The 24,221-nt window shown below is 33.3% G+C and carries 20 protein-coding genes and 18 tRNA genes; 3 read left to right on the top strand and 35 right to left on the bottom strand.

The window, feature by feature from the left end:
* Positions 1 to 8: 8 nt before the first annotated feature.
* From ACJDUG_RS05895 to ACJDUG_RS05790, 22 genes are all read right to left on the bottom strand, one after another.
* Positions 9 to 84, bottom strand: a tRNA-Lys gene (locus ACJDUG_RS05895).
* Positions 85 to 88: 4 nt separating this feature from the next.
* A tRNA-Gln gene (locus ACJDUG_RS05890) sits at positions 89 to 163 on the bottom strand.
* 5 nt (positions 164 to 168) lie between these two features.
* Positions 169 to 244, bottom strand: a tRNA-His gene (locus tag ACJDUG_RS05885).
* A gap of 4 nt (positions 245 to 248) precedes the next feature.
* Positions 249 to 325, bottom strand: a tRNA-Arg gene (locus ACJDUG_RS05880).
* 6 nt (positions 326 to 331) lie between these two features.
* Positions 332 to 405, bottom strand: a tRNA-Gly gene (locus ACJDUG_RS05875).
* 45 nt (positions 406 to 450) lie between these two features.
* Positions 451 to 526 (bottom strand) — tRNA-Pro (locus ACJDUG_RS05870).
* Positions 527 to 531: 5 nt separating this feature from the next.
* Positions 532 to 607, bottom strand: a tRNA-Lys gene (locus ACJDUG_RS05865).
* Positions 608 to 612: 5 nt separating this feature from the next.
* Positions 613 to 689 (bottom strand) — tRNA-Arg (locus tag ACJDUG_RS05860).
* A 4-nt stretch (positions 690 to 693) separates the two neighbouring features.
* A tRNA-Gly gene (locus tag ACJDUG_RS05855) sits at positions 694 to 767 on the bottom strand.
* Positions 768 to 773: 6 nt separating this feature from the next.
* A tRNA-Gly gene (locus tag ACJDUG_RS05850) sits at positions 774 to 848 on the bottom strand.
* Between the two features lie 4 nt (positions 849 to 852).
* Positions 853 to 936: transfer RNA gene (locus tag ACJDUG_RS05845), tRNA-Leu, on the bottom strand.
* A gap of 12 nt (positions 937 to 948) precedes the next feature.
* Positions 949 to 1,024 (bottom strand) — tRNA-Lys (locus tag ACJDUG_RS05840).
* Between the two features lie 4 nt (positions 1,025 to 1,028).
* A tRNA-Gln gene (locus tag ACJDUG_RS05835) sits at positions 1,029 to 1,103 on the bottom strand.
* Positions 1,104 to 1,108: 5 nt separating this feature from the next.
* A tRNA-His gene (locus ACJDUG_RS05830) sits at positions 1,109 to 1,184 on the bottom strand.
* A 4-nt stretch (positions 1,185 to 1,188) separates the two neighbouring features.
* Positions 1,189 to 1,264, bottom strand: a tRNA-Lys gene (locus ACJDUG_RS05825).
* A 5-nt stretch (positions 1,265 to 1,269) separates the two neighbouring features.
* Positions 1,270 to 1,346, bottom strand: a tRNA-Arg gene (locus tag ACJDUG_RS05820).
* 3 nt (positions 1,347 to 1,349) lie between these two features.
* Positions 1,350 to 1,423: transfer RNA gene (locus ACJDUG_RS05815), tRNA-Gly, on the bottom strand.
* A gap of 7 nt (positions 1,424 to 1,430) precedes the next feature.
* Positions 1,431 to 1,506 (bottom strand) — tRNA-Pro (locus ACJDUG_RS05810).
* Between the two features lie 89 nt (positions 1,507 to 1,595).
* Positions 1,596 to 2,069 carry a metallophosphoesterase gene (locus ACJDUG_RS05805; protein ID WP_406768959.1) on the bottom strand — a complete coding sequence of 158 codons (474 nt, stop codon included), beginning with the start codon at positions 2,067 to 2,069 and terminating at the stop codon, positions 1,596 to 1,598.
* On the bottom strand, positions 2,069 to 2,668 hold the full coding sequence (locus ACJDUG_RS05800) for an XTP/dITP diphosphatase (RefSeq protein WP_406768958.1): 600 nt from the start codon (positions 2,666 to 2,668) through the stop codon (positions 2,069 to 2,071). The genes ACJDUG_RS05805 and ACJDUG_RS05800 overlap by 1 nt, the downstream gene beginning before the upstream one ends.
* Positions 2,665 to 3,414 (bottom strand): ribonuclease PH, encoded by a 750-nt coding sequence (gene rph / locus ACJDUG_RS05795; RefSeq protein ID WP_406768957.1) that lies wholly within the window; start codon positions 3,412 to 3,414, stop codon positions 2,665 to 2,667. The genes ACJDUG_RS05800 and rph overlap by 4 nt, the downstream gene beginning before the upstream one ends.
* A gap of 111 nt (positions 3,415 to 3,525) precedes the next feature.
* Positions 3,526 to 4,524 (bottom strand): AIR synthase family protein, encoded by a 999-nt coding sequence (locus tag ACJDUG_RS05790; RefSeq protein WP_406768956.1) that lies wholly within the window; start codon positions 4,522 to 4,524, stop codon positions 3,526 to 3,528.
* Between the two features lie 91 nt (positions 4,525 to 4,615).
* On the opposite strand from ACJDUG_RS05790, the gene ACJDUG_RS05785 reads away from it, so the two are divergent.
* Positions 4,616 to 6,013, top strand: coding sequence for a hypothetical protein (locus ACJDUG_RS05785; protein WP_406768955.1), 1,398 nt, complete (start codon positions 4,616 to 4,618; stop codon positions 6,011 to 6,013).
* Between the two features lie 48 nt (positions 6,014 to 6,061).
* Here ACJDUG_RS05785 and ACJDUG_RS05780 read toward each other — a convergent pair whose 3' ends face one another.
* Positions 6,062 to 7,681, bottom strand: a complete 1,620-nt coding sequence (locus ACJDUG_RS05780) for a peptide ABC transporter substrate-binding protein (protein WP_406768954.1) — start codon at positions 7,679 to 7,681, stop codon at positions 6,062 to 6,064.
* An 80-nt stretch (positions 7,682 to 7,761) separates the two neighbouring features.
* A complete protein-coding gene (locus tag ACJDUG_RS05775; protein ID WP_406768953.1) occupies positions 7,762 to 8,241 on the bottom strand; it encodes a hypothetical protein in 480 nt (159 codons plus the stop codon).
* Positions 8,242 to 8,396: 155 nt separating this feature from the next.
* Here ACJDUG_RS05775 and ACJDUG_RS05770 point away from each other — a divergent pair, with 155 nt between their 5' ends.
* Positions 8,397 to 8,609 (top strand): hypothetical protein, encoded by a 213-nt coding sequence (locus ACJDUG_RS05770; protein ID WP_406768952.1) that lies wholly within the window; start codon positions 8,397 to 8,399, stop codon positions 8,607 to 8,609.
* A gap of 152 nt (positions 8,610 to 8,761) precedes the next feature.
* Here the strand turns inward: ACJDUG_RS05770 and gatB are convergent, their stop codons facing one another.
* From gatB to ACJDUG_RS05720, 10 genes are all read right to left on the bottom strand, one after another.
* Positions 8,762 to 10,192: an Asp-tRNA(Asn)/Glu-tRNA(Gln) amidotransferase subunit GatB gene (gene gatB, locus ACJDUG_RS05765; protein ID WP_406768951.1), complete on the bottom strand. Its 1,431-nt coding sequence runs from the start codon at positions 10,190 to 10,192 to the stop codon at positions 8,762 to 8,764.
* Between the two features lie 175 nt (positions 10,193 to 10,367).
* Positions 10,368 to 11,825: an Asp-tRNA(Asn)/Glu-tRNA(Gln) amidotransferase subunit GatA gene (gene gatA, locus ACJDUG_RS05760; RefSeq protein ID WP_406768950.1), complete on the bottom strand. Its 1,458-nt coding sequence runs from the start codon at positions 11,823 to 11,825 to the stop codon at positions 10,368 to 10,370.
* Positions 11,826 to 11,838: 13 nt separating this feature from the next.
* On the bottom strand, positions 11,839 to 12,126 hold the full coding sequence (gene gatC / locus ACJDUG_RS05755) for an Asp-tRNA(Asn)/Glu-tRNA(Gln) amidotransferase subunit GatC (protein WP_406768949.1): 288 nt from the start codon (positions 12,124 to 12,126) through the stop codon (positions 11,839 to 11,841).
* A 166-nt stretch (positions 12,127 to 12,292) separates the two neighbouring features.
* Positions 12,293 to 12,562 (bottom strand): hypothetical protein, encoded by a 270-nt coding sequence (locus tag ACJDUG_RS05750; RefSeq protein ID WP_406768948.1) that lies wholly within the window; start codon positions 12,560 to 12,562, stop codon positions 12,293 to 12,295.
* Between the two features lie 113 nt (positions 12,563 to 12,675).
* Complete coding sequence (ligA, locus tag ACJDUG_RS05745) at positions 12,676 to 14,676, bottom strand: NAD-dependent DNA ligase LigA (RefSeq protein WP_406768947.1); 2,001 nt, start codon at positions 14,674 to 14,676, stop codon at positions 12,676 to 12,678.
* A gap of 54 nt (positions 14,677 to 14,730) precedes the next feature.
* Positions 14,731 to 16,986, bottom strand: a complete 2,256-nt coding sequence (gene pcrA, locus ACJDUG_RS05740; protein WP_406768945.1) for a DNA helicase PcrA — start codon at positions 16,984 to 16,986, stop codon at positions 14,731 to 14,733.
* Between the two features lie 139 nt (positions 16,987 to 17,125).
* The gene (locus tag ACJDUG_RS05735; protein ID WP_406768944.1) at positions 17,126 to 17,431 is read right to left on the bottom strand and encodes a YerC/YecD family TrpR-related protein; all 306 of its coding nucleotides are present in this window, start codon (positions 17,429 to 17,431) and stop codon (positions 17,126 to 17,128) included.
* A 400-nt stretch (positions 17,432 to 17,831) separates the two neighbouring features.
* Positions 17,832 to 18,548 (bottom strand): pseudouridine synthase, encoded by a 717-nt coding sequence (locus tag ACJDUG_RS05730; protein ID WP_406768943.1) that lies wholly within the window; start codon positions 18,546 to 18,548, stop codon positions 17,832 to 17,834.
* 152 nt (positions 18,549 to 18,700) lie between these two features.
* The gene (locus ACJDUG_RS05725) at positions 18,701 to 19,297 is read right to left on the bottom strand and encodes a lytic transglycosylase domain-containing protein (RefSeq protein ID WP_406769099.1); all 597 of its coding nucleotides are present in this window, start codon (positions 19,295 to 19,297) and stop codon (positions 18,701 to 18,703) included.
* Positions 19,298 to 19,374: 77 nt separating this feature from the next.
* Complete coding sequence (locus ACJDUG_RS05720) at positions 19,375 to 21,378, bottom strand: triple tyrosine motif-containing protein (RefSeq protein WP_406768942.1); 2,004 nt, start codon at positions 21,376 to 21,378, stop codon at positions 19,375 to 19,377.
* Between the two features lie 160 nt (positions 21,379 to 21,538).
* Here ACJDUG_RS05720 and pulA point away from each other — a divergent pair, with 160 nt between their 5' ends.
* Complete coding sequence (pulA, locus tag ACJDUG_RS05715; protein ID WP_406768941.1) at positions 21,539 to 23,671, top strand: type I pullulanase; 2,133 nt, start codon at positions 21,539 to 21,541, stop codon at positions 23,669 to 23,671.
* 109 nt (positions 23,672 to 23,780) lie between these two features.
* Here the strand turns inward: pulA and ACJDUG_RS05710 are convergent, their stop codons facing one another.
* A complete protein-coding gene (locus ACJDUG_RS05710; RefSeq protein WP_406768940.1) occupies positions 23,781 to 24,212 on the bottom strand; it encodes a YaiI/YqxD family protein in 432 nt (143 codons plus the stop codon).
* Positions 24,213 to 24,221 lie beyond the last annotated feature (9 nt).

The raw sequence follows: 24,221 nt of genomic DNA, 5'->3' as shown, positions 1-24,221 counted from the left end.
TTTTATTTTGGTGGCTCACCGGGGAATCGAACCCCGGACACCATGATTAAAAGTCATGTGCTCTACCGACTGAGCTAGTGAACCATCTTGGTTGGGATGGCAGGATTCGAACCTACGGATACAGGAGTCAAAGTCCTGTGCCTTACCGCTTGGCGACATCCCATTACGTGGGGTGGACGATGGGACTCGAACCCACAACAGCCGGAACCACAATCCGGTGCTCTGCCAATTGAACTACGTCCACCATATGGTGCGGCTTAAGGGATTCGAACCCCTGGCCTACTGCTTAGAAGGCAGTTGCTCTATCCAACTGAGCTAAAGCCGCATATTCTGGAGCGGGTGAAGGGAATCGAACCCTCGTAGCTAGCTTGGAAGGCTAGAACTCTACCATTGAGCTACACCCGCATAGAAATAAAAAAAGTTACTTAAATAAATAGATAACTTTTAAAGTGGTCGGGGTGACAGGGATTGAACCTGCGACCTCATGGTCCCAAACCACGCGCGCTCCCATCTGCGCTACACCCCGGTATATGGTGCACCATCAGGGACTCGAACCCAGGGCCCACTGATTAAGAGTCAGTTGCTCTACCAACTGAGCTAATGGTGCATATTTGGTGCGGCTTAAGGGATTCGAACCCCTGGCCTACTGCTTAGAAGGCAGTTGCTCTATCCAACTGAGCTAAAGCCGCATTTTGGAGCGGGTGAAGGGAATCGAACCCTCGTAGCTAGCTTGGAAGGCTAGAACTCTACCATTGAGCTACACCCGCGTATATTGGAGCGGAAGACGGGACTCGAACCCGCGACCTTCACCTTGGCAAGGTGACACTCTACCATTGAGTCACTTCCGCATATTGGTGCAGATGACAGGAATCGAACCTGCATGCCGTAGGCGCTAGATCCTAAGTCTAGTGCGTCTGCCAGTTCCGCCACATCTGCATTATTTTATTTTGGTGGCTCACCGGGGAATCGAACCCCGGACACCATGATTAAAAGTCATGTGCTCTACCGACTGAGCTAGTGAACCATCTTGGTTGGGATGGCAGGATTCGAACCTACGGATACAGGAGTCAAAGTCCTGTGCCTTACCGCTTGGCGACATCCCATTACATGGGGTGGACGATGGGACTCGAACCCACAACAGCCGGAACCACAATCCGGTGCTCTGCCAATTGAACTACGTCCACCATATGGTGCACCATCAGGGACTCGAACCCAGGGCCCACTGATTAAGAGTCAGTTGCTCTACCAACTGAGCTAATGGTGCATATTTGGTGCGGCTTAAGGGATTCGAACCCCTGGCCTACTGCTTAGAAGGCAGTTGCTCTATCCAACTGAGCTAAAGCCGCATTTGGAGCGGGTGAAGGGAATCGAACCCTCGTAGCTAGCTTGGAAGGCTAGAACTCTACCATTGAGCTACACCCGCATATATTTGGTCGGGGTGACAGGGATTGAACCTGCGACCTCATGGTCCCAAACCACGCGCGCTCCCATCTGCGCTACACCCCGGTATCTCGGAAGTAACTTGTTCAACTCCCGACGACATAGACTATTCTACACGATATAATTTAATTCGTCAATACCTAATTTCATTTTTTTTAAGTTAGTTCTCTGATACTGACTTTTATATCATTCTTATCAATATTTAGAATAGCATAGCTTTTATATCTGTTCCGTGGAAGTGCTAGGCTTCCAGGATTAACAAACCATATTCTCTCTTCATACAATTCAATAGCTTCATGGGTATGTCCAAATAAAACTATATCTGCTCCTACTTCCTTTGCCTTATATTTAAGCCTTAATAAGTCACTTTTCACACCATATTTATGTCCATGGGTAATAAATACTTTCTTACCGTTAAGCTCCTCCAGTCTCTCACTTGGCACAAAGGCATTAAAATCGCAATTTCCTCTCACGTTAATAATGTTACCTTTATATCCCTTACTCAGCACCTCTACATCATCCACGTTATCGCCTAAATGTATTATCATGTCCGAGGATACAATTTGCTTTAAAACTTGATTTAACTCATAAATGTGCCTATGAGAATCACTAAGTACAGCTATTTGCATTAAAGTTTACTCCTTTTTAATTCTTCCTTAAGTTTTTCTAGTGCTCTTGCTCTATGGCTGATGCTATTCTTCTCATCTTCAGTTAATTCACCAAAGGTTTTATTAAACTTTGGATAATAGAAAAGCGGGTCATAGCCAAAGCCGCTATTTCCAGATGGTGCCTCCTTTATATAGCCTTCTACTTCTCCTTGAACCTTTATTATTTTATCTTCACTTATTATAAGTACTATTGCACTTACGAAATGTGCCTTCCTTTCTTCTATAGGCTTTCCATCTAAAAGCTTTAATAATTTTTCATTATTTTTTTTGTCATTACCATGTTCTCCAGCAAACCTTGCAGAAAAAACTCCCGGAGCTCCATTTAAGGCATCCACCATAAGCCCGGAATCGTCTGATAAAACCATTGCATCCTTTCCTATAGCAAAAATTTCTCTAGCCTTTTTAAGTGCATTTTCCATAAAAGTACTACCATCTTCAACAACATCAATATCTATTTCAGCTTCTCTTAATGATATTACTTCAATTGGAAATTCCTCTAATATGGCCTTAATCTCCTTAACCTTGTGAGCATTATTGCTTGCAATAATTAATTTTTTCAATTGTTTTCACCTGTCCCTATCCATAAACAATCTGTTTTAAGCGCGTCCTTTTGAGCCTGCAGCATTTGTTTTATTCCCTTTTCTCCAAGTGCCAATAGTTCATCTAAATCCTTTCTAGAAAAAGGGCTCTCTTCTCCAGTCCCCTGCACTTCTATAAATTGGCCTTCATCTGTCATAACAATATTCATATCTACTTTAGCATTTGAATCTTCAATATAACATAAATCTAACATTTTCACATCATTTACAATCCCTACACTTACCGCAGTTACAAAATTTCTTATTGGATAAACCTGAAATGGAGTATGTTTGTGAAGCTTATTTACTGCATCGACCATGGCAACAAAGGCTCCTGTAATAGAAGAAGTTCTTGTTCCTCCATCTGCTTGTATCACATCGCAATCTATCCATATAGTTTTTTCACCAATAGCTTTTAAATCAACAACAGATCTCAAGGCTCTTCCTATAAGTCTTTGAATTTCCATAGTTCTGCCATCTATCTTTAATCTAGAAATATCCCTTGGTTTTCTAACTTGAGTTGCCCTAGGGAGCATATTATATTCTGCTGTAATCCATCCTTCTCCTGTTCCCTTTAAAAATGGAGGTACTTTATCCTCCAAGGAGGCAGTACATATTACTTTTGTATCTCCGACTTCAATGAGCACTGAACCCTCTGCATGTTTTATATAATTTCGGGCTATTTTAACGGGCCTTACTGAATCATTTCTTCTATTATCATTTCTCAATTTTATTAACCTCCAATAAAAATCATTAATTATGGATGCTTCCACAAAGAAAAACTTAATCTATTTTATTATAGACTAAATAATTTATAATTCTTCATTTTGTTTTAATTGTTAACTATTCATTAATAAATCATCCAAGCTAAAAAGTTCATCTCTTTCTGGCGGTTGCACTTCTATTTCAAAACCTTTATTATCGACTAAAATACCTTTGTCCTTAGTAATATTGCCTATAATTGCTGCCTTAATTCCTTTTTTACTCAGCTTATTTATAAGTTCTGGTCCATTCTTAGTTGTAATAAGCATACTTCCTGATGATATAAGCCTTAAAGGGTCAATGTTTAGCTTGCTGCATATCTTTTTTGTAACATTACTTAAAGGCATCTTTTCTTCATATACTCTAAAACCAACATTACTAGCGTCAGCCATTTCCCACAGTGCTCCTAGTACACCACCTTCAGTAATATCATGCATGGAATTTACTCCAAAATTTCCTGCTATTATCCCTTCATCAACCACGCTAATATTTTCTATATAGGTTTTTACTTCTTCTGCTTCTTCAGCAGTGATTATATCCCTAATAAATTGAATATAATCATTAATAATTATTGAGGTGCCCTCCATAGCTAAATTTTTAGTTACGATTATGTCATCATCTATTTCAGCACCACTTGTTGCAACTGCAACACCTTTTTTTCCCTTACCAATGGCAGTGCAGGATACTATAAGCTTATTAACGGCTCTAGTTATTTCTGTATGACCACCTAGGATTTCAACATTTAATTTTTTGCATTCTTCATCAATTTCTTTCATTAAATCTTTTAATTCCTTTAATGTTGTCTTCTCAGGTGCAAGAATGGTTATAAGAATTCCTATAGGCTCAACACCGCAGGAGGCTATATCGTTGCAATTAATATGTACAGCAAGTTTTCCAATGTCGCTTTCAGCTCCGGTTATAGGATCAGTTGAAACAATGCATTCAAAGTCTCCATATTCTATAACGCTGCAATCTTCACCTACCCCGCTTTTAATTCTGACATCTTTTCTATCCACACTCTTATTACTATTTATTATTTCTTTAAGATCATCCCAATTTAATTTTCCGACTTTCATAAAAATCTCCTTTCTTTTTAGGTGGTCAAGCACTATTTTCCAAATTAAATCATATTATTTATATAAGGATTAATTTATGGTGGTGTATAGTTTGAAGTATATAGGTCCTTTTTTAAGGATGAATACCCTTAAAAGTAATATCATTGAAAAGCAACTTTTTTTCCTAGCAAAAGAATCATTAAAATATTTAGTTTTAAATTCCAAATGCGGAATAACAATTTCAGCTAAAGATCTAAAGATAAAAAATATACCTAATTTTGATATTAGCACAATTGGTCCTTTTTCTCCACTTTTATGTATATATAAAAAAGGTAGTCCAAAATTAATAAATATCGGAGGCGGCCTATGCTTTGATGAAGACAGCCTAAAAAAAGAAATAAACATAGAAGGAAATTCACTAATGACCTTAGGTATTTTAGAATTAATAGATTACTATAAGAAGTTTGAAGGCATTGATAATAAAAAGAATTCCTTAGGAAACGTCTATTTATTGCTGGCAAAAAAGCAGCTTGAATTCTATGCTGCAAACTTCAGGAACATAGAAGGCTTATTTGTTGATAAAAAGCACATAGATGGAAACTCCTTGGAGGAATATAAATTTGAAGAAAAAAATAAAAAGTTTAAGTTTTCTGATCAAGCTTTCCTTATGGCAGCTTATTATAAATATTCCTTATTTGATGACAGTGCATTGGGTAATGAATACAAATCCTTTGCCTTAGATATTTTTAATATGTTTAATGAGTTAAAAGATGAACTCTATCTTAGCTCCTATGAGGAGCTAACCAAACTTTCTTTTGCGATAAATTTATTTTACAATTATAGTAAGCTACCTGAGGCAAAATTATTATTTCTTGATATAATGGAATTCATTTTAGAGGGCCGGAAAGACGTCCTTTCTGATAAACTTGAAAATGAGCTTGAAACTGACTGTTTATTCTTCATAAATTGCTTAGTTATCTATAAAGATACTGAAATTATAAAGTTTAAGGATACTTGTGACAGTATTCATAATAAACTTCTGGAATTATATATGCCGGAAAAAGGACTTTTTATAAAGGCTGAAGATAAAAAAGAATCTCTTTATTCAAGCCTTGAGATTGTGCTTTATTTATTATCCATTTTAAGTTATATGAAGTTCTTTGGTGAAAGTAAAGATGGTAATATGATTGCCGTAGATGTATATAAAAGACAGCTTATAGATTCAGGCATTATATTAAGCTGGCCGGTAAGCCCTGATTTAGACGACGTAGAAAGATATAGAAACTTCACTTCAAAATCTGAAGATATCATTGACGAGCAGGAATTTAGAATGCCAAATATACCTACTCCTGATAGCGTTGATTTAGCTCCCATATTCATAAAAAATATATCCTATAATAAAAAGAAAGAAAGCTTCACTCAAAGCAAGCTTACTTTTGACAGCAGCAAGAATATGTTTATTTATTTACTAATAATATATTTAAGCAAATTCGATGCCGATAACCCTTAGGTAATAATCTTTATAAATAACTAAAAGCTCCCAGTTAATAGGGAGCTTTTAGTTATTTGTGCTGTCTTCATCATCTATATAAGCCTTATCAAGTTTAACATTACCTTCTTTTAAAATATAAACTCCTTTAATTTCTGATTTTTTGCACAAAATTATATTCTGAAAAAACAGTGGAATATTGGGCATTTCATTAAGCAGTATTGCCTCTCCATTTTTTATATAATCTGATCTTTTTTGCTTATCTCCTTCTAATTTTGCCTTAAAAACTAAATCATCATACTGGCTATTATTATATCCAAAAATATTTGACTTAGATGTTGAAATCCATGGTTCTAGAAAAGATAATGCGTCATTATTAGTGGAGGTATATTCATTTAAAGCCATGCTGAAATTACCATTTTTTAAGAAGTCATTAAAATCTCCTTCATTTAAGCCTTTGCAATCTATATTTATATCTAATACCTCTTTAATATTCTTTGCTAAAGCATCCGCAATTCGTTTATTTGCATCATTATCTAAATATATAAAACTTACTTTTTCTTTTTTATCATATCTGCTATTTGAAAGAAGCTCTTTACTAAGTGTAACATCATTTTCTTCTTTTATATATTTGTTTGCATTAAAAACTTGTGAGCTTGCAGAATCCTCCTTAGGTACATAAGTGAAAGCTGCTCTTACTGTACTACTTAGATTATTTTCAGCTATTTTTTCTCTATTAATAGCTAAACTCAATGCCCTTCGAAAGCTGACATTATTAGCAATTCCTGATTTTTTAAAATTGAAATTTAAACTCCACCCAATGTTAACTGGAATAGCTTCTTCCTCTCCATTAATAATAAGATTTTTAATTTCACTAACAGGAGGATTTAAGAATAAATTAATTTTATTATTCTTAAAACTTGCCATAGCATTTTCAGTACTTGAATTTGTAGTGATATATAATTTGTCTGATTTTACTTCAGCTTTGTCATAGTAGTTTTCGTTCTTTAATAGTGTTAGTCCTGTACTATTATCTATGCTATAAAGACTAAAGGGGCCAGTATAATTAATATTTTTATATGCATTTCTCCAGTCCTTTAAATTAGCATCAATAATTCTAAGTGCAAACACAGGTTCACTTAATACTTGCAGCAAAGAGTTTGTAGGTGAATTTAACCTTAATTCAAGAGTCTTTTCATCAACAGCCCTAATTGCAACTCCGTTAAAGCTTTTTTTGCCATTATTATAATCTTGAGCACCAAATATACAATATAACTCACTTGCATAATTATTCTTAAGTGTGGGATTTAATATATCTTTAAAAAAAGTCACAAAATCTTCGGCAGTTATTTTCTTTCCATCATACCATTTTGCATTATCCCTTAATTTAAAGGTATAAGTAATATTATCCTTGCCTTCAGTAATACTTTCTGCTATTCCAGGTACTAAATCTCCATTTTCATTTTGCTTTACAAGACCTTCGAATAATGTAAGAAGAATATCTTTGTCACAGCTGCTGCTTGAATTTAATTGCAAAAGATCCTCTGGAAACTCATTGATACTATAAACTATATTAGTTTTTGTCTTATTATCTAATATTGAGGAAGTTGTCTTTTTTTCAACACATCCACTTGTGAATATAAACATTATTATTATTAAACTCAATATAAAACAAAACTTGCTTTTCATATGTAGATCTCCCATAAACCCAACTTAGATATTTCTATTAATAATTATAGTCATTATTGCAAAACTTAATCAAACTTAAGTTAATTGGGAAGATATTTATAGAAATTTATTTTTTTGATCATAGAATCATCCTTAGCTCTGCCTATTAGTCCAGGATTGTTTTTAATAAAAATAAAGTTGTCTTCAAGTATTAAGTCCTTTTTCTTTAAATTTACTTTTAGGTTTTTTCTATTTATTCTTTCAAATTTACCTGTGGTTATATAAAAACCCTTATTTGACTTAGTTTTATCAAGTTCATTTAAAAACAAATCTATTTGCCCTAAAGTAACCATATCTGTTTTATGATACTTGAACATTACAACCTGATTATCACCGCTCAGCTTTAATTTTAGAAGGTAGTTAGTTTTAATTATTGTTTCCCATTGAATATTATAATTCCAGCATAGTTTACTCAAATTTTGAAATATTGTTTCTATATCTATCATCTTTAAAATAGTACTTGCTTTCTCTATTTCATCCTTTTTCAGCTGATAATAAAGAGAATCAAGTATATTAACCATTCTGCCTCCTATAAAATTGGTTTATCACATACACTATATTATATGTATTTTATTTAATTTCTTAACAAAATTTCTTATACTAATTATATTATTTTCCTCAAATTTCTTATTTGTGTTATAATGTTTCTGTATTTATAATTAGGAGGGGTATTGTTATGCTGCTTGTTATTGAGCTCTTTGGAATACTTACAATGTTTACAATAGTATTTGTCCTGATATGGGGTTTTATTATTTTAAATCAGATTTTCGGTCAATTAAGATATAAAAACTATCTTATGGAAAAACTTATTCAAACCATTGGTCTGCAAAATAAAGTTGTTACTAAAAAAGAGCAAAATGAAGCTGCGGATAATATAACTGAAACTTAAATTTAAAAACTTTTAATGGTAAAATTTAAACTCTTAAAGAAATTCTAATATAAAGTACTAGACATGGAAATAACTAAAGCCGCTGAGACTACTTAAAAGGAATCTATGATGATTCCTTAAGTAGTCTCAGCGGCTTAATATATTTATATGGTCTATAACTTACTTAACTCTTCTTCTACTAATTTATTTGCTATTTGTGGATTTGCTTTGCCTCTTGTTTCTTTCATAACTAAGCCAACAACAAAACCAACAATTCTTGTTTTTCCGCTTTTAAAATCCTCAACTGTCTTAGGATTATTCTGAAGCACCTTAACAACAGCTTCACGAATAGCTCCTTCATCATTGTTTTGAACTAATCCTTTTTCTTCAACAATTGTATTAGGATTTTTTCCAGTGTCAAACATTTCTTCTATTACTTTTTTGCCTATATTATTAGAAATAGTTCCTGAGTTTATGAGCTTAATTAGCTGTGATAGGGCTTCTGGAGTAAATTTTAAGTTTTCAGGATCAACATTTTTTTCATTCATGAGTCTTGAAATATCACCCATTAGCCAGTTTGATGCTGATTTTGCATCTTTGCTTAATTTAGCTGTAGCTTCAAAGAAATCAGCTAAGGCCATAGATAAAGTTAAAACAGAGGCATCATATTTTGGTATTTCAAATTCCTTTACAAATCTTTCAGCCTTTTCGTGTGGAAGCTCTGGTATGGTACTCTTTATTTCCTCAATCCACTTATCGCTAACATTAAGTGTAACTAGGTCTCCTTCAGGGAAGTATCTATAGTCATTTGCCTGTTCCTTGTTTCTCATAACTATAGTTTCACCTTTAGCATCGTCCCATCTTCTTGTTTCTACAAAAAGTTTTTCTCCACTTTCTACTGCCTTACACTGTCTTTCATATTCATAGTTTAAAGCCTTTTCAAGTGCCTTAAAGGAGTTCATGTTTTTAATTTCAGACTTAACTCCAAACTCCAGACTTCCCTCTGGTCTTATAGAAATATTTCCGTCACATCTTAAGGAGCCCTCTTCCATTTTAACGTCAGATACTCCAATTGAGCTTAATATGCTTTTAAGCTTTTGAAGATAAAGTGTTGCCTCTTCTGGGGATCTTAAATCTGGCTTTGATACAATTTCTATTAGCGGAACCCCCGCCCTGTTATAATCTATTAAAGTTCCAGCTGCTGTGTGTAATAGCTTTCCAGCATCTTCTTCAATATGAATTCTTTCAACACCTATTTTTTTCTTCTCTCCATTTTGAAGTTCAATTTCAATATATCCCTCATAACATAGTGGAAGCTCATCCTGTGTAATTTGATAATTCTTGGGGTTATCTGGATAAAAATAATTCTTTCTATCCATTCTGCTTATGTTATGTATCTTACAATTTAATGCAAGTCCTGCCTTTACACCATACTCCACCACCTTTTTATTAAGCTGAGGCAGAGAACCAGGAAGCCCTAGACATATAGGACAAACATGTGTATTGGGCTGTCCTCCAAATTCAGTAGAACAGCTGCAGTAAATTTTTGTATTTGTAGAAAGTTCCGCATGAACTTCTAAGCCAATGACTGTTTCATATTTCATATGTATTTTTTTCTCCTTTCTTTCGAAAACACGGGGCAGTTTAAGATTACTCACTCCCGTTCGCAAACTACCCGTAAAAGTCCATTTAGGACTTTGGCTTCGCCAACGGGGTAGTTTAAAATTACTCACTTTCGTTCGCAAACTACCCGTAAAAGTCCATTTAGGACTTTTACCTTTAAATATTTGGTATAAGCTTGTGCCAATTAGTTGACTGTTCATAGCTGTAAGCAAGATTAAATAAAGTATCCTCTCTAAAATAATCTCCTATAAACTGTAGTCCTACAGGTAAACCAGAAACCATACCACATGGTACTGAAATTGCTGGTATTCCTGCTATATTTACTGGCACTGTATATATGTCCGATAAATACATAGAAAGTACATCATCAGTTTTTTCTCCAATTTTAAAAGCTGTAGTTGGAGTAGTAGGTGAAACTACTGCGTCAAATTCTCTAAATACCCTTTGAAAATCCTGTTTTATTAAATTTCTTATCTTTAAAGCCTTTTTATAATAGGCATCATAGTAGCCTGCTGATAAAGCGTAGGTACCAAGCATAATTCTTCTCTTTACTTCCTTGCCATAACCCTCATTCTTAGATTTATAATAAATATCAATTGAATCCTCGAACTCTTTAGCTCTGTGCCCGTATCTTATTCCATCAAATCTTGCTAAATTTGAAGATGCTTCTGCACTGCCTATAATGTAATATGCGGCAAGGGCATACTCTGAAAGTGGAAGTGAACATTCTAAAACTTCTGCTCCATTTTCTTTAAGTACATCAATTGCCTCTAATACAGACTTTCTAACCTCTTCATTTAGGCCCTCACCAAAGAATTCCTTTGGAATACCTATTTTCTTGCCCTTAAGGTCTTTAGTTAAACTTTTCTTATAGTCCTGCACAGGTACCTCTGCAGTTGTTGAATCCCTATAGTCATAGCCTGCTAAATGCTGAGTAATTAGTGCACAGTCTTCAACATCCCTAGCCATAGGTCCTATTTGGTCCAAGGTAGAACCGAAGGCTACTAGACCGTATCTTGATATTCTTCCATAGGTTGGTTTAAGTCCAACAACTCCGCATAGCGCCGCTGGCTGCCTAACAGATCCCCCTGTTTCAGAACCAAGTGAAAGTGGTGTTTCATTGGCTGCAACTGAAGCAGCTGCCCCGCCAGATGAACCTCCAGGTACCCGTTCTAAATCCCAAGGGTTTTTAACAAGCTTATATGCACTATTTTCATTGGAAGATCCCATAGCAAACTCATCCATATTAAGCTTTCCAAGAATAACTGCATCTTCCTTTTTTAAATTTTCAACGATGTGAGCATCATAAGGAGCTATGTAACCCTCTAAAATCTTAGAAGCACATGTATTTTGCATACCTTTAACACTTATATTATCTTTTATTGCAATAGGAACTCCACCAAGTGCACCTATGCTCTTACCTTCACTTATCTTTTTATCTAAATCCTTTGCCGCTGAGCGTGCCTCTTCTTTTGCTACGTATAGATAAGTTCCTAGACGAGCATCAACTGCTTCTATTCTATCTAGATAACTCTCAGTTACTTCTTCTACCTTAACTTCTTTATTATTTATTAGCTCTTTTATTTCATGAGCCTTAAGCTTATGTAATTCCATAAAATTCTCTCCTTTACTCTAAAACTTTAGGCACTAAGAAATACTCTTCAAGCTTACTTGGTGCATTATTTAATACTTCACTAAGTTCCATTGATGGTTTAACTTCATCCTCTCTAAGACGATTTTCAATATAGTAGGGATTTACTATTATTTCTACATCTTCAGTATCAAGTTCATTTAATTTTTCAATATATTGAAGTACACTATTTAAATCCTTAATAAGTCCTTCTTTTTCTTCCTCTGAAAAGCTTAGTCTTGCAAGGTCTGCAACATATTCTACATCTTTCTTTGTAACTGACATATTTCCACCTCTTCCTAGATACAAGTTAATATTTACTATTTTACCACAAAAAAATAATTTTAGGCTATTCATAATATAATTTTCTTATATAAATAAAAATGGCATCCACATAAGTTATTATCTATTGGTACAATAAGTAACAACTCATGCGGACGCCATTTATCTTTTAATTAACCTTCATAAATCTAAAAAAAACTGCCACAAATGCCATAGAAAAGCAAATTATTGTATAAATTACATCCTTAATGCTGGACTTTATGTATAGTATTTTTATTCCCCATAAAATCATTGTTGCTGACAGACACCACTGCAGTGTATAATATCCATAAAAATATTTAATGTATGCAAAATGATAAGTAGATACCATAGTGAATATTAAGGCAAGCATCGTAGCTGTTACACTTATCCATCCCAGCAAATTAATAGCTTTTTTCATTTTCGCCGCCTCCAAAGGGTTACTAGGTCATATAATTTATCGTGCTGTACAAGCTATATAATAAGGCTAAAATTTATAAAAGTAAAGGTTATTTCAATTTATTTACAGATAATTTACAACATTGAGTTAAAGTCTTCTTCAGTAAGTACATTTACACCAAGTTCTATAGCCTTATCATATTTTGAGCCTGGTTCCTTACCAACCAATACATAATCAGTTTTCTTGCTGACACTTCCAGCAACCTTAGCACCGAGTTCTTCCAGCTTTTCTTTTATTTCAGTTCTGCTAAAGCCCTCTAAACTGCCAGTAACAACTATAGTCTTACCATTAAATACATTATTAATGGAGGTAGTTTCTTCAAATACAGGTTTTATTCCTAGTTTGAAGAGCTCATTTAAATTCTTTATTATTTTTTCCACTTTAAAGAAATCCAGAACACTTTCGGCAACTATATCTCCTATATCCTGCACTGAAACAAGCTCTTCAAAGGAAGCCTTTTGCAGTGCCTCTAGAGACTTAAATTTCTTTGCTAAATCAGTAGCAGTTTTTTTTCCTACATTAGGTATGCCCAGTGCATAAATAAATGAAGATAAGTCGCAATTTTTACTATTATCAATAGCCTTTAATAAATTATCAGCTTTCTTGTCACCAAATTTCTCTAAGGTAAGTAAATCTTCTTTCTTTAGCCTATATAAATCAGCAATTGATTTCAAATCAAGCTTTTCAAAGAGCTGCTCTGCTGTTTTCTCACTAAAACCTTCTATATTAATTGCCTCTCTGCTTCCAAAATGAACTATGCTCTTAACCATTTGAGGCTTACAGGATAAGGTATTTTCACAAAAATAGTGAACACCCTCCTGAATTAATTCACTTCCGCAGGCTGGGCAACACTTAGGTACTTCAATTTCGCGGCTTTCTTGAGTAGTGTCTTCTACTGTGCCCATTATTTCAGGGATAACATCATTGGATCTTCTAACAAAGACCTCGCTGCCTATTTTAACTCCCTTTCTTCTTATATCATCTATATTATTCAAAGTGGCCCTTTTTACTGTAGCCCCTGCAAGTTCAACTGGCTCTAGAAGTGCAGTTGGAGTAACCCTGCCGCTTCTTCCTACATTCCATTCAACCTCTAATAGCCTTGTAGTTGCTTCCTGAGCCTCAAACTTAAAGGCTATTGCCCATTTAGGAAACTTTACTGTATAGCCTAGAAGCTCTCTGGTTCTAGTATCATCTATAACTATAACCACGCCATCTATATCATAACCAAGGTCCAGTCTTATTCCCTCAATATAATTAATTTCCTTTTCAATTTCCTCTAAGCTGTAACATTCTTTTAAATACTCATCTAACGGAAAGCCTTTATCCTTAATAAAGTTCATCATCGACATGTAATTTTCAAAAGTTTTCCCTTCTGTGTAGCCTATGTCATAAAAAAAGGCAGACAAGTTTCTTCTGGCAGTTTCCTTTAAATTCAAGTTTCTTAAAGCTCCTGCCGCACCATTTCTTAAGTTTTTTAACGGTACATCAGCTTGAGTATTGTAATTATCAAAGGCCTTTTTAGTCATTATTGCTTCACCATGAATTTCAAAACTATAATCATTTTCTATTTTGAGAGGAAGACTCTTTATGGTCTTTGCCTGTGCGGTAACATCTTCTCCCACACTTCCAGTACCTCTTGTAGCAGCTTTTATCAGAATTCCTTCTTTATCATAGGTACAGTTTATAGTAAGTCCGTCAAATTTTTTTGTAAGCACATATTTTAACTCTGGAAGTTTTTCTTCATTTGAAGCGTTATATTCAGATATAAATTTTCTATTTCTATTGTCCCATTCTCTTAGTTCTTCAATACTTTGAGCTTTATCAAGGCTCCAAAGTCTTGCCTTGTGTGTATACTTTTGAAACTCAGATAAAGTTATATCTCCAACTCTTTGAGTAGGTGAATAGGTCAGTACGAAACCCGTTTCTTTTTCTAAATCAATAAGTTCATAATATTTTTTATCATATTCTTTATCTGACATAGTTGGGTTATCCATTACATAATAATTATAAGCTTGTTTATTAAGTTCTTCCGTAAGTTTGTGAATCCTATTTATTTTATCATCTCTATCCGACATAAAAACCTCCGTTTAATTAATGCGGCAAAAGAAACGTATCTCTACCATCTGCCATTATAACAATTCTATTGGAGCCACACTTAGCATAAAGGTCTTTATCCCTTGTGTATCAAAGGCAATTGTAAGCCTTACATCGCTTCCATCCTTAGCTGCACTTACGATAGTACCCACTCCGAATTTTGAATGTCTAACCTTTCTGCCAAGAGTTGCCTCAGACATGCTGATTGCACCTTGTGATACAGGCTTATTAGTACTAGTCACTGCTGCACTGGTTAAATTATAATTCATGGCTCCTTGGCCTACAGATCTAACAGTAGTATTCCCAAATCCATTAGAATTGAATCTGCCTGTGTTAATCCCTCCATTACTGCTGAAGTTTTTACTTCCTACATATTCCTTAAACTGCATTGGTACTTCGTTTAAGAAATCAGAAGGGGAATAAGCCACAGTCCTTCCAAATACTCTCCTAACTTCTGCTGAAGTCATATAGAGCTTTTCCTTTGCCCTAGTAATTCCAACATAGCAAAGTCTTCTTGATTCCTGCATTTCACTGTCATTATTAAGAGACATCATACTTGGGAATATGCCATTTTCCATACCCACCATGAAAACCACTGGAAACTCTAACCCTTTTGCACTATGAAGCGTCATTAAAGTAACACTGTCAGCCTCTTCATCAAAATTATCTATATCAGAAACCAGAGTAACTTTTTCTAAGAAGGACGATAAGGACTTATCCTCATTGCTCTGTTCAAAATCAACAGCAGCTGATACTAGTTCCTTTAAGTTTTCAATTCTGCTTTGATCTTCTATATCCTTAGAATTTTTAAGTTCATTTAAGTAGCCTGTATCCTCTAAAATTAGTTCAATAAGCTCAGAAACCTCAAGTTCATCTTTTTTTACCATAAAATGATTTATTAGACTTGTAAATTTATTAATTGTAGATATATTTCTTGCCGTTAAACCTGGCACATAATCTGCATCTAAAAGAGTACTGTATAAAGGTTCTTCATTATTATTTGCCACTTCTTGAATTTTAGAAACAGTAGCCTCTCCTATACTTCTCTTAGGTACATTAATAATTCTTTGAAGACTGATATCATCAAGTGGATTATTAATAAGCCTTAAATAGGCTAAAATATCCTTTATCTCTTTTCTGTCATAGAACTTAAGTCCCCCAATTAATCTATAGGGTATATCCGACTTTATAAAGCTATCTTCAAATATACGAGATTGTGAATTCATTCTGTAAAGCACAGCAAAATCAGTATATTTTCTTCCTTCTTCCCTTACAATTCTCTTTATTTCAGAACCAATAAAGCTTCCTTCATCATTATCTGAAAAGGCCCTGTAAATTTTAATCTTATCTCCTACCTCTTGGGTGGTTTTAAGTTCCTTATCTTTTCTTTCTGCATTATTTTTAATTACAAAATTGGCAGCATATAAAATATTTCCCTTTGATCTGTAATTTTGCTCAAGCTTTATTACCTTTGCCTCTGGATAGTCCTTTTCGAAGTCCAGGATATTCCTTATGTCTGCTCCTCTCCACATGTAAATCGCCTGGTCGTCATCCCCCACCACGCAAATATTCCTATGAGCTGCAGATAAAAGCCTTACAAACTCGTATTGAGCGAAATTTGTATCCTGATACTCATCTACCATAATATATTTAAACTTTCTCTGATAAAACTCAAGTACATCCCCATGTTCCTTAAAAAGCTGAACAGTTTTAAAGATTATATCATCAAAATCCAAGGCATTATTTTGCTTAAGCTTCTTCTGATAAAGCAAATAAACATCAGCTATTTTATTTAACCTAAAATTACCTTGATTGTCTCTTTTAAATCTATCTCCAGTAATTAATTTATCCTTTGCTGAACCAATTTTATTAATTACTTCTTTTTCATCTATATCTTTATCATTGATATTTAATTCAGACATACATTGTTTTACTAAGGTTTTCTGATCATAGGTATCATATATTACAAAATTTTTATTATAGCCTAATTTATCAATTTCTCTTCTTAATATTTTTACGCAGCTGGAATGGAAGGTAGAAACCCACATATTTAAAGCTTCCTCTCCAATTAATGTCCTTACTCTTTCCTTCATTTCCTGTGCAGCTTTGTTAGTAAAGGTTATAGCAAGTATCTGCGAAGGATAAACCCCTAAATCCTTAATCATATGTGCAATTCTATAAGTTAAAACCCTGGTTTTACCTGAGCCCGCACCAGCTAATATAAGCAGTGGACCATTAACCGTAGTTGCTGCTTCATATTGTTCTTTATTTAAAAGCTTTTGTAAATCCATACTTTTTAATCTCCTTAAAAATATAAACACTAGTTCTTATTATGCATTATTAATTATATCATATTTTAGCCGCATTAATACAAAAAGTATCAGCAGAATACTTTCTTCTACTGATACTTCTAAAATGAAATATTATTTACTATTTATCTTTCCAATTTAATCTTTCAAATATAATATTATATCCATCGCTTCCATAATTTAAGGATCTATTAACTCTGCTAATGGTAGCAGTACTTGCTCCCGTAGAACTAGCAATATCCAGATAAGTTCTCTTCTGCTTTAACATTTTAGCAACCTGTAATCTTTGTTCAAGATCTTTTATTTCGTTGATAGTGCAAATATCATCTATGAACTTATAAACTTCTTCTCTATTTTTTAGACTAAGTATTGCATCACAAAGAAAATCCATATCCTTACTCTCAAGTTTAGATTTATATTCTCCCATCCGAACAGCCTCCAGTTTCTTAAGTTAATCTCTATCCATATTTAATTCCAATTATATTATAAAGAACTAAAAAATATTAAACGTTTACTTATTATTATTTTATCATGTCAATAAATTATATTCCAGTGAAATATTAATTTATTATTATATTAATGAAATTGTTTGCTGAAATAATTATTTTTAGACAAAAAACAAAAACAGCCCTTGGGGCAGAGCTGTTTTTAATAAATAAAAAGGGGGCTATTTAATTCCTTTTATTTATCCTTGCATTGTTATTATATAAAATATGAAATAAAAATGCAAGACTTTTTGCAATTTTATTTGTAAACTATTTGTTAAATGAATGTTAATCCTTCATTTTATTGTTAATATTTTTGTTTCTAGATATATTATAATTTATTTAAATATTTTTTAAAATAGATACTTCTTCTTCAGTGAGTTCTCGACAATCTCCTTCAAATAAGTCCTTAGGAAGAACTATAGGACCAAAACTTATTCTTTTTAAAAACACCACATTTTTCCCTAAGCTATTAAACATTCTTTTAACTTGATGAAATTTTCCTTCTTGTAAGGTAACCTTAACTTCAGAACCATCTTTATCTGCTTTCAATATTTCAAGCTTGGCAGGCAGGCATTTATAGCCGTCATCAAGAATAACACCCTTGTTAAATGCCAAAATATCACTTTCAACTACTTCTTTATCTATTTCAGCATAGTAAACCTTATCTACATGCCATTTAGGTGAAATAAGTCTGTGATTAAGTTCGCCATCATTAGTTAATAGCAATAGTCCTACAGTGTCCTTATCTAATCTTCCTACTGGGAAAGGCTCAAATATTTTATATTCCTCTTCTAATAAATCAATTACTGTTTCATCGTATTTGTCAAAGGTAGCGGATACTACCCCAGCAGGCTTATTCATTAACAAATAAATGTATTTTCTGTATTTAACTACTTCCCCGGAAACCCTAATAGTGCATTTTTCTGGTTCAAATTGATATGCACTATCCTTTATAATTTCATTATTAATTTCTACCTCTTTATTCTTTACAAGCGCCTTTACTTCCTTTCTGCTGCCATAACCTAAATTTGCCAAAACCTTATCTAATCTTTCCATTAAAATACCTCACATTGATTTTACTATTTAAATTTATCTATGTTTTCCCGAAGGAAAGACTGTATTAATCCGTAATATAATAGACTTTGTTGCATTCAATATATATTATATCCTAATTAAAAAAACAAAACAGCCAAAAGTGGCTGTTATTTTTATTTGCCGTAATACTGCATAACTTTTTTTACATAATCCTTAGTTTCCTTGTAATCTGGAATACCATTGTATTTTGCTACTGCTCCAGGGCCTGCATTATAAGCAGCAAGAGCAAGTTCTTTGGAATTACCGTACATATCCAAAAGATTTCTTAAATATTTAGTACCGCCATCAACATTTTGCTCAACATTATAAGGGTCAGAAACTCCCAATGAAGCTGCTGTGGAAGGCATTAGCTGCATAAGCCCCTGTGCCCCTGCACTTGATTTGGCATTTGGATTGAAATTTGATTCCTGCTTAATTACTGCCAAAATAAAATCTTTATCAACACCATATTTTTGAGCTGCTTTAGCTGCTGCAGCATCAATGGAACTATTATTAGTTTTTATATCATCATTAACATAGCTTTGTAAATTTCCTATTAAATCATTTAGGGGCATGCCATTTCCATACCCCAATTTACTTAAATCAATATCTGATAGTCCTAGTAAATCTGCACTGCTATTATTATCTTTCATAGCACCAGTTAAGCTTTCTAAAACCATCTGAAACGAATTGGAGTCTTCTCCTAAAGTGTTTTTAAGCAGCATTGACATTAATTGCAGCTGCAAGTATGCTTCTGCATTATTTTCAACCTTCAAAACTTTCACCTCTTATTTCTTCATAAGTTTCTTTATCCCACATTAAATTCCAGTATTGAATAATCCTCATATACACATTTTTTATAACTGCTTTTACATAGTGTAAGTATCTTATATTTGCCTGCAGCAAAAGGAATAAATGTATAATTGTTATTGCGGCTAAAATCCTGGGCTAAAATCCAATCTCCCTTTTCCATAAGGTAGAATTGGTATAATACTTCTCTGCCGCCTTCAGAATTAGCGGTAAAAGTAATAGCCTTATTGACACTAATATTTGTTATATCAAATTTTATTTGAGTATTCGTAATCGGTAAGGCTTCAGAGATATGAAATCTTACATCTTTTTTGCTATCAAATTCTGCGTCGCTGTCTTCGTTCTTTGCAAATACTTCCAAAGTATAAGCTCCGCTGCATTTCGGCCTTAATTCATATTTACTATATTTATCGAACTTTGTTTCCTCAACTTTATGGCCATTAATACTAAGCACATATTTAAACAAGGTTTTTTTGGTGTTTTGAGCTATAACTCTGCAGGAAATTAAATCATCAACTAGATAATGCTCCTTTATAGGTATAAGTATCTGATCTATTGTTGCAGGTATATAGTCAAAAACTTCTATATATATTATTGTATGACTGTCATACAATCTATTTGAGTATTTATCTTTTACTCTAACTTCAACTTCATAAGTCCCTTTTTCATTTTGAGAAAAATCTACCCAATTACAAGTACCATAATTTATGCTATAAATTTCCTTCCCATCCTTCTTTTCTATAAATCTGTATCTTAAGTCAGTGCCTCCTGAAGCAACTGCTAATATATTCAAAACTTCTCCTTTTAGAATTTTGTTGCCCTTATCTAAAAGAACATTATTAATAACAACTGGATCAAAGCAAAGCTCTTCTATTTTAAAATTTATAGAAGACACCGCTTCAAAAGCACCACTGTAAACTGAATCTTTTACATATAACTCTAATTTGTATTCACCTGCTTTTTCACAGTTCCATGTATAAGTATTGTTTCTTGTATAGCCTGAATCTTCACATAGATTACCATCAATTTTAAATTTATATAGCAGTTCCTTCCCCCCGCTTACAATTGCTTTTAAGGTAACTTTGGTATTGCAGATTTGAGGAGAATTTAAGTCTGTGGTAAAGCTATTAATTACTATGTCTTTGTATTCCTTTATTGTATAATTTAAGATTGCTCTATCATCATATTCCTTTTGGGAATACATATCTTTTGCAAGGCATAAAAGTTTATACTCTCCGCTTATATCTTCAACAAAGTTAACCATTCTTTTTGTTGAATAATCTTGTATGCAGGAAGCCTCGCCTTCCTCATTTATTTTAATGAACTTATATAGTATCATTCTTTCGTCATCCTGAACTGCTTCAACTTGAAAAACCAATTCATTTCCAACATACAAATCAGAAATCAAACATTTAAAATCTATAATTTCTAATCTTTTTAATGGTTCCACTTTAAATTTTACCATTTTGCTATCGTCACATTTATCTTTGGATTCAAGTGCCTTACATTCAACTAGAATTTCCTGTTCTCCTGAGTCCTTAACACTCCAAATTAAATTATTATCTGCACTATAATCTTTTATAATCTCAAAATTTCCGTTTTTATTAATCCAATATCTAAAGACTACCGGCATTTTATTTGCTTCTACTGTTAAATTAAGCTTTTCTCCAACAGTAAGCTTTTCTTTCTCTAAAAAAATATCTTTAATTAATTTTTCTGCTTTTAATCCAACTGAGTAATCCATCTTTGTAATATAATCAAAGGCTTTTGTGGTTTTTATTCTCTTAGCTTGTACCATCAAAGTGTATTGAGCTTCTTTCTTAGGTTTCCAAAGAATGCTGCTCTCTTCACTATAATCCTTTAAGGTTTCCCAGGTTCCATCTACTCCTAACAAAAATTTATATAAGAGCTTTTCCTCTGGTTTTTCTATTACATTTATATTAATGTCATCAATTTCTTCTCCAGAGTTTTGTGCTTCAAAACTTAATACTATTTCATTCATCAAATCTCATCCCCTGTTAAAATAATACCTCATTTAATTATATATTATAACAATATTCCATAATTTACTATAAAATTTTAGAAATATTTTTACTTTTATAAGTATATAGATTAAGTTATAATTTTAAGTATAACGATTGCACAATAAGTGAGGTAATACAATGTTTAATGCAGTAGTAACTGATTTTTATTCTATCAAAATAATTTTAAATGGCTTTAAGAGACCTGATAAAAATTATACTTCTATTAGAAATAATGAGAAATTAATAGATATAGTTGAAATAAAGGAAAAGAAAGAAGGCATAATTTTAACTTTAAAGGAAGCCTTAAATATTAAATCAGAATGTACAGTCATTATTAATAATATTGAAGTTAAAGCAATTTACAGCGAAATCTTTTGTAATGCTAACTTCAATAATAAGTATTCTACTAATGAAGCTTTGGGGTACTTATACTCTAAAGATAAAACCATTTTTAAACTTTGGTCTCCTGCAGCTGAGAAAATAAACCTATTATTATACAAAAATGGAGACATTGAAATTCCGGAGATACCCAGAAGCTTCTCTATGGAAGAGAAAGATGGACTTTGGAGTTTAATAATTTCAGAAGATTTAAAGGGGAATTTTTATACTTTTGAAGTTAGGGCTTATGGAAAACTTAAGGAAGCTGTAGATCCTTATGCAAAAGCCCTTGGAGTTAACGGCAATAGAGGAGCCATTATTGACTTGGAAGACACTAATCCATTAGGCTTTGAAAAGGATAAATCCCCCAGCCTTGAAAACTTTACTGATGCTATAATTTATGAAACATCTATAAGGGATATTTCTATGCATCCTGACAGCTTCGTTATTAATAAAGGAAAATTCTTAGGGCTTGCAGAGGAACATACAAGGTCTAGCAGTAACTTAACAACAGCCTTAAGCCATATAATTGAGCTTGGTGTTACCCATGTTCAGCTAATGCCAATATATGATTTTAGCTCTATAAGTACAGATGAAAGAAATCCTATTAGATATAATTGGGGTTATGATCCGCAAAACTTTAATGCTCCTGAAGGAAGTTATTCAAGTGATCCTAATAATCCCTATACTCGAATTTATGAGCTTAAAACCTTGATACAGACCCTTCATAAAAATGGTTTGGGCGTAATTATGGATGTTGTATTTAATCATGTATTCAATCTAAAAGCAGAGAATCTAGAAAAAATATTTCCTAACTATTATTTCAGAATGAATGAAGCTGGGGAGCCATCTGATGGCAGCAGCTGCGGTAATGACACTGCCTCAGAGCGTTTAATGATGCGAAAATTCATTATTGATTCAGTGTATTATTGGGCAAAGGAATATCATTTAGACGGATTTCGTTTTGATTTAATGGGGCTCCATGATGTAACTACAATGAACGCAGTTAGAGAAAAATTAAATACCTTAAATAGACCAATAATGCTATATGGTGAAGGTTGGGTCTTAAATACTCTTTTAAAGGATGAATTTAAGGCAAATCAAGAAAATGTATGTAAAATGCCTCATATAGGTCATTTTAATGACACTATTAGAAATACAGTTCGTGGAAGTGTATTTATTAAAGAGGAACAAGGCTTTATTAGCGGTAAAGGTGGTTTAGAAGAGAAAATAAAAGAATGCACCGCTGGCTGTATTGATTATGCTAATATAGGAAAGTCTCGTTTCAATACACCAGACCAAGCTATAAACTATGTTTCAGCACATGATAATAATACCCTTTGGGATAAGCTTAAATTCTCTAATCCTGATGCCGATGAGGAAGCTTTAAAAGCTATGCAAAAACTTGCCAATGCTATAGTAATTACCTCACAGGGTATTCCATTTATTCATTCCGGAGCAGAGTTTTGCAGAACAAAATATGGAATAGAAGATAGTGTACGTTCAGGTGACAAAATAAACTCACTAGACTGGGATAGAAAATCTAAATATCTAGATGTTTTTAATTATTATAAAGGTTTAATAAAATTAAGAAAAAGTCATAGTGCCTTTAGAATGAATAATGCAGAGCAAATAAGAAAATTCCTAGAATTTATCCCTAATACGCCTAAAAATACAGTTGGATTTATATTGAAGAATTATGCAAATAATGACGATTGGAAGGATATTGTTATAATTTATAATGGAAACAAGTCCAATGTAACTATTTCAATTCCTGAAGGCAGTTGGAATTTAGTAGTTGATAACATAAATGCAGGAACCGACATTATTAGAACAATTAAGGGCAGCGATGTAGAAGTTGAAAAAACAAGCATGTTTGTGCTGTATCGCTAAAAAAATCAAGGGGGACGGTTTCTGAGAATCACTAGGAACCGTCCCCCTTGATTGAAAAAAAGCAGCCGCTGGTAAAATGGTTTCATTTTACCAGCAGGATGCTTTCTTTTTAAGAATTAATCAATTTAAGAAGATTTCTATATAATCTTTCATCATCTTCTTTATTTCTTTTCTTCGCATTAAAGGTTTTTCCGCCTGACCTTCTTACCTTAGAAGAAATATGCCTTTCAAAAAGCAGCTTATCAATATTATTATTATCATAAACATAGCCTTTAGGGCTTATGGCAAAGCACTTTTTACCAAGTACCATTGCTGCAACCCCAAAATCCTGTGTTACAACAATGTCCCTTTCCTTAGCCTCGTTAGCCACAGCCATATCCACACTTTGAAAGCCGCTGTCCATGTATTTTATAGTACTATAGCTACTGTTAAGCACATGATTTATATCGCAATACATTATTATTTCTAACCCATGCTCTTTACCTAAGCTCTCAATAATATCCTTCCCAGGGCATGCATCAGCATCAACTATGATTCTCATAAAGCACCA

This window comes from Candidatus Clostridium stratigraminis, assembly GCF_045310675.1.
GTDB lineage: Bacteria > Bacillota > Clostridia > Clostridiales > Clostridiaceae > Clostridium_AT > Clostridium_AT stratigraminis.
Note: the sequence above shows the minus strand (reverse complement) of the source record. Positions and strands in the feature narration are given on the sequence as shown.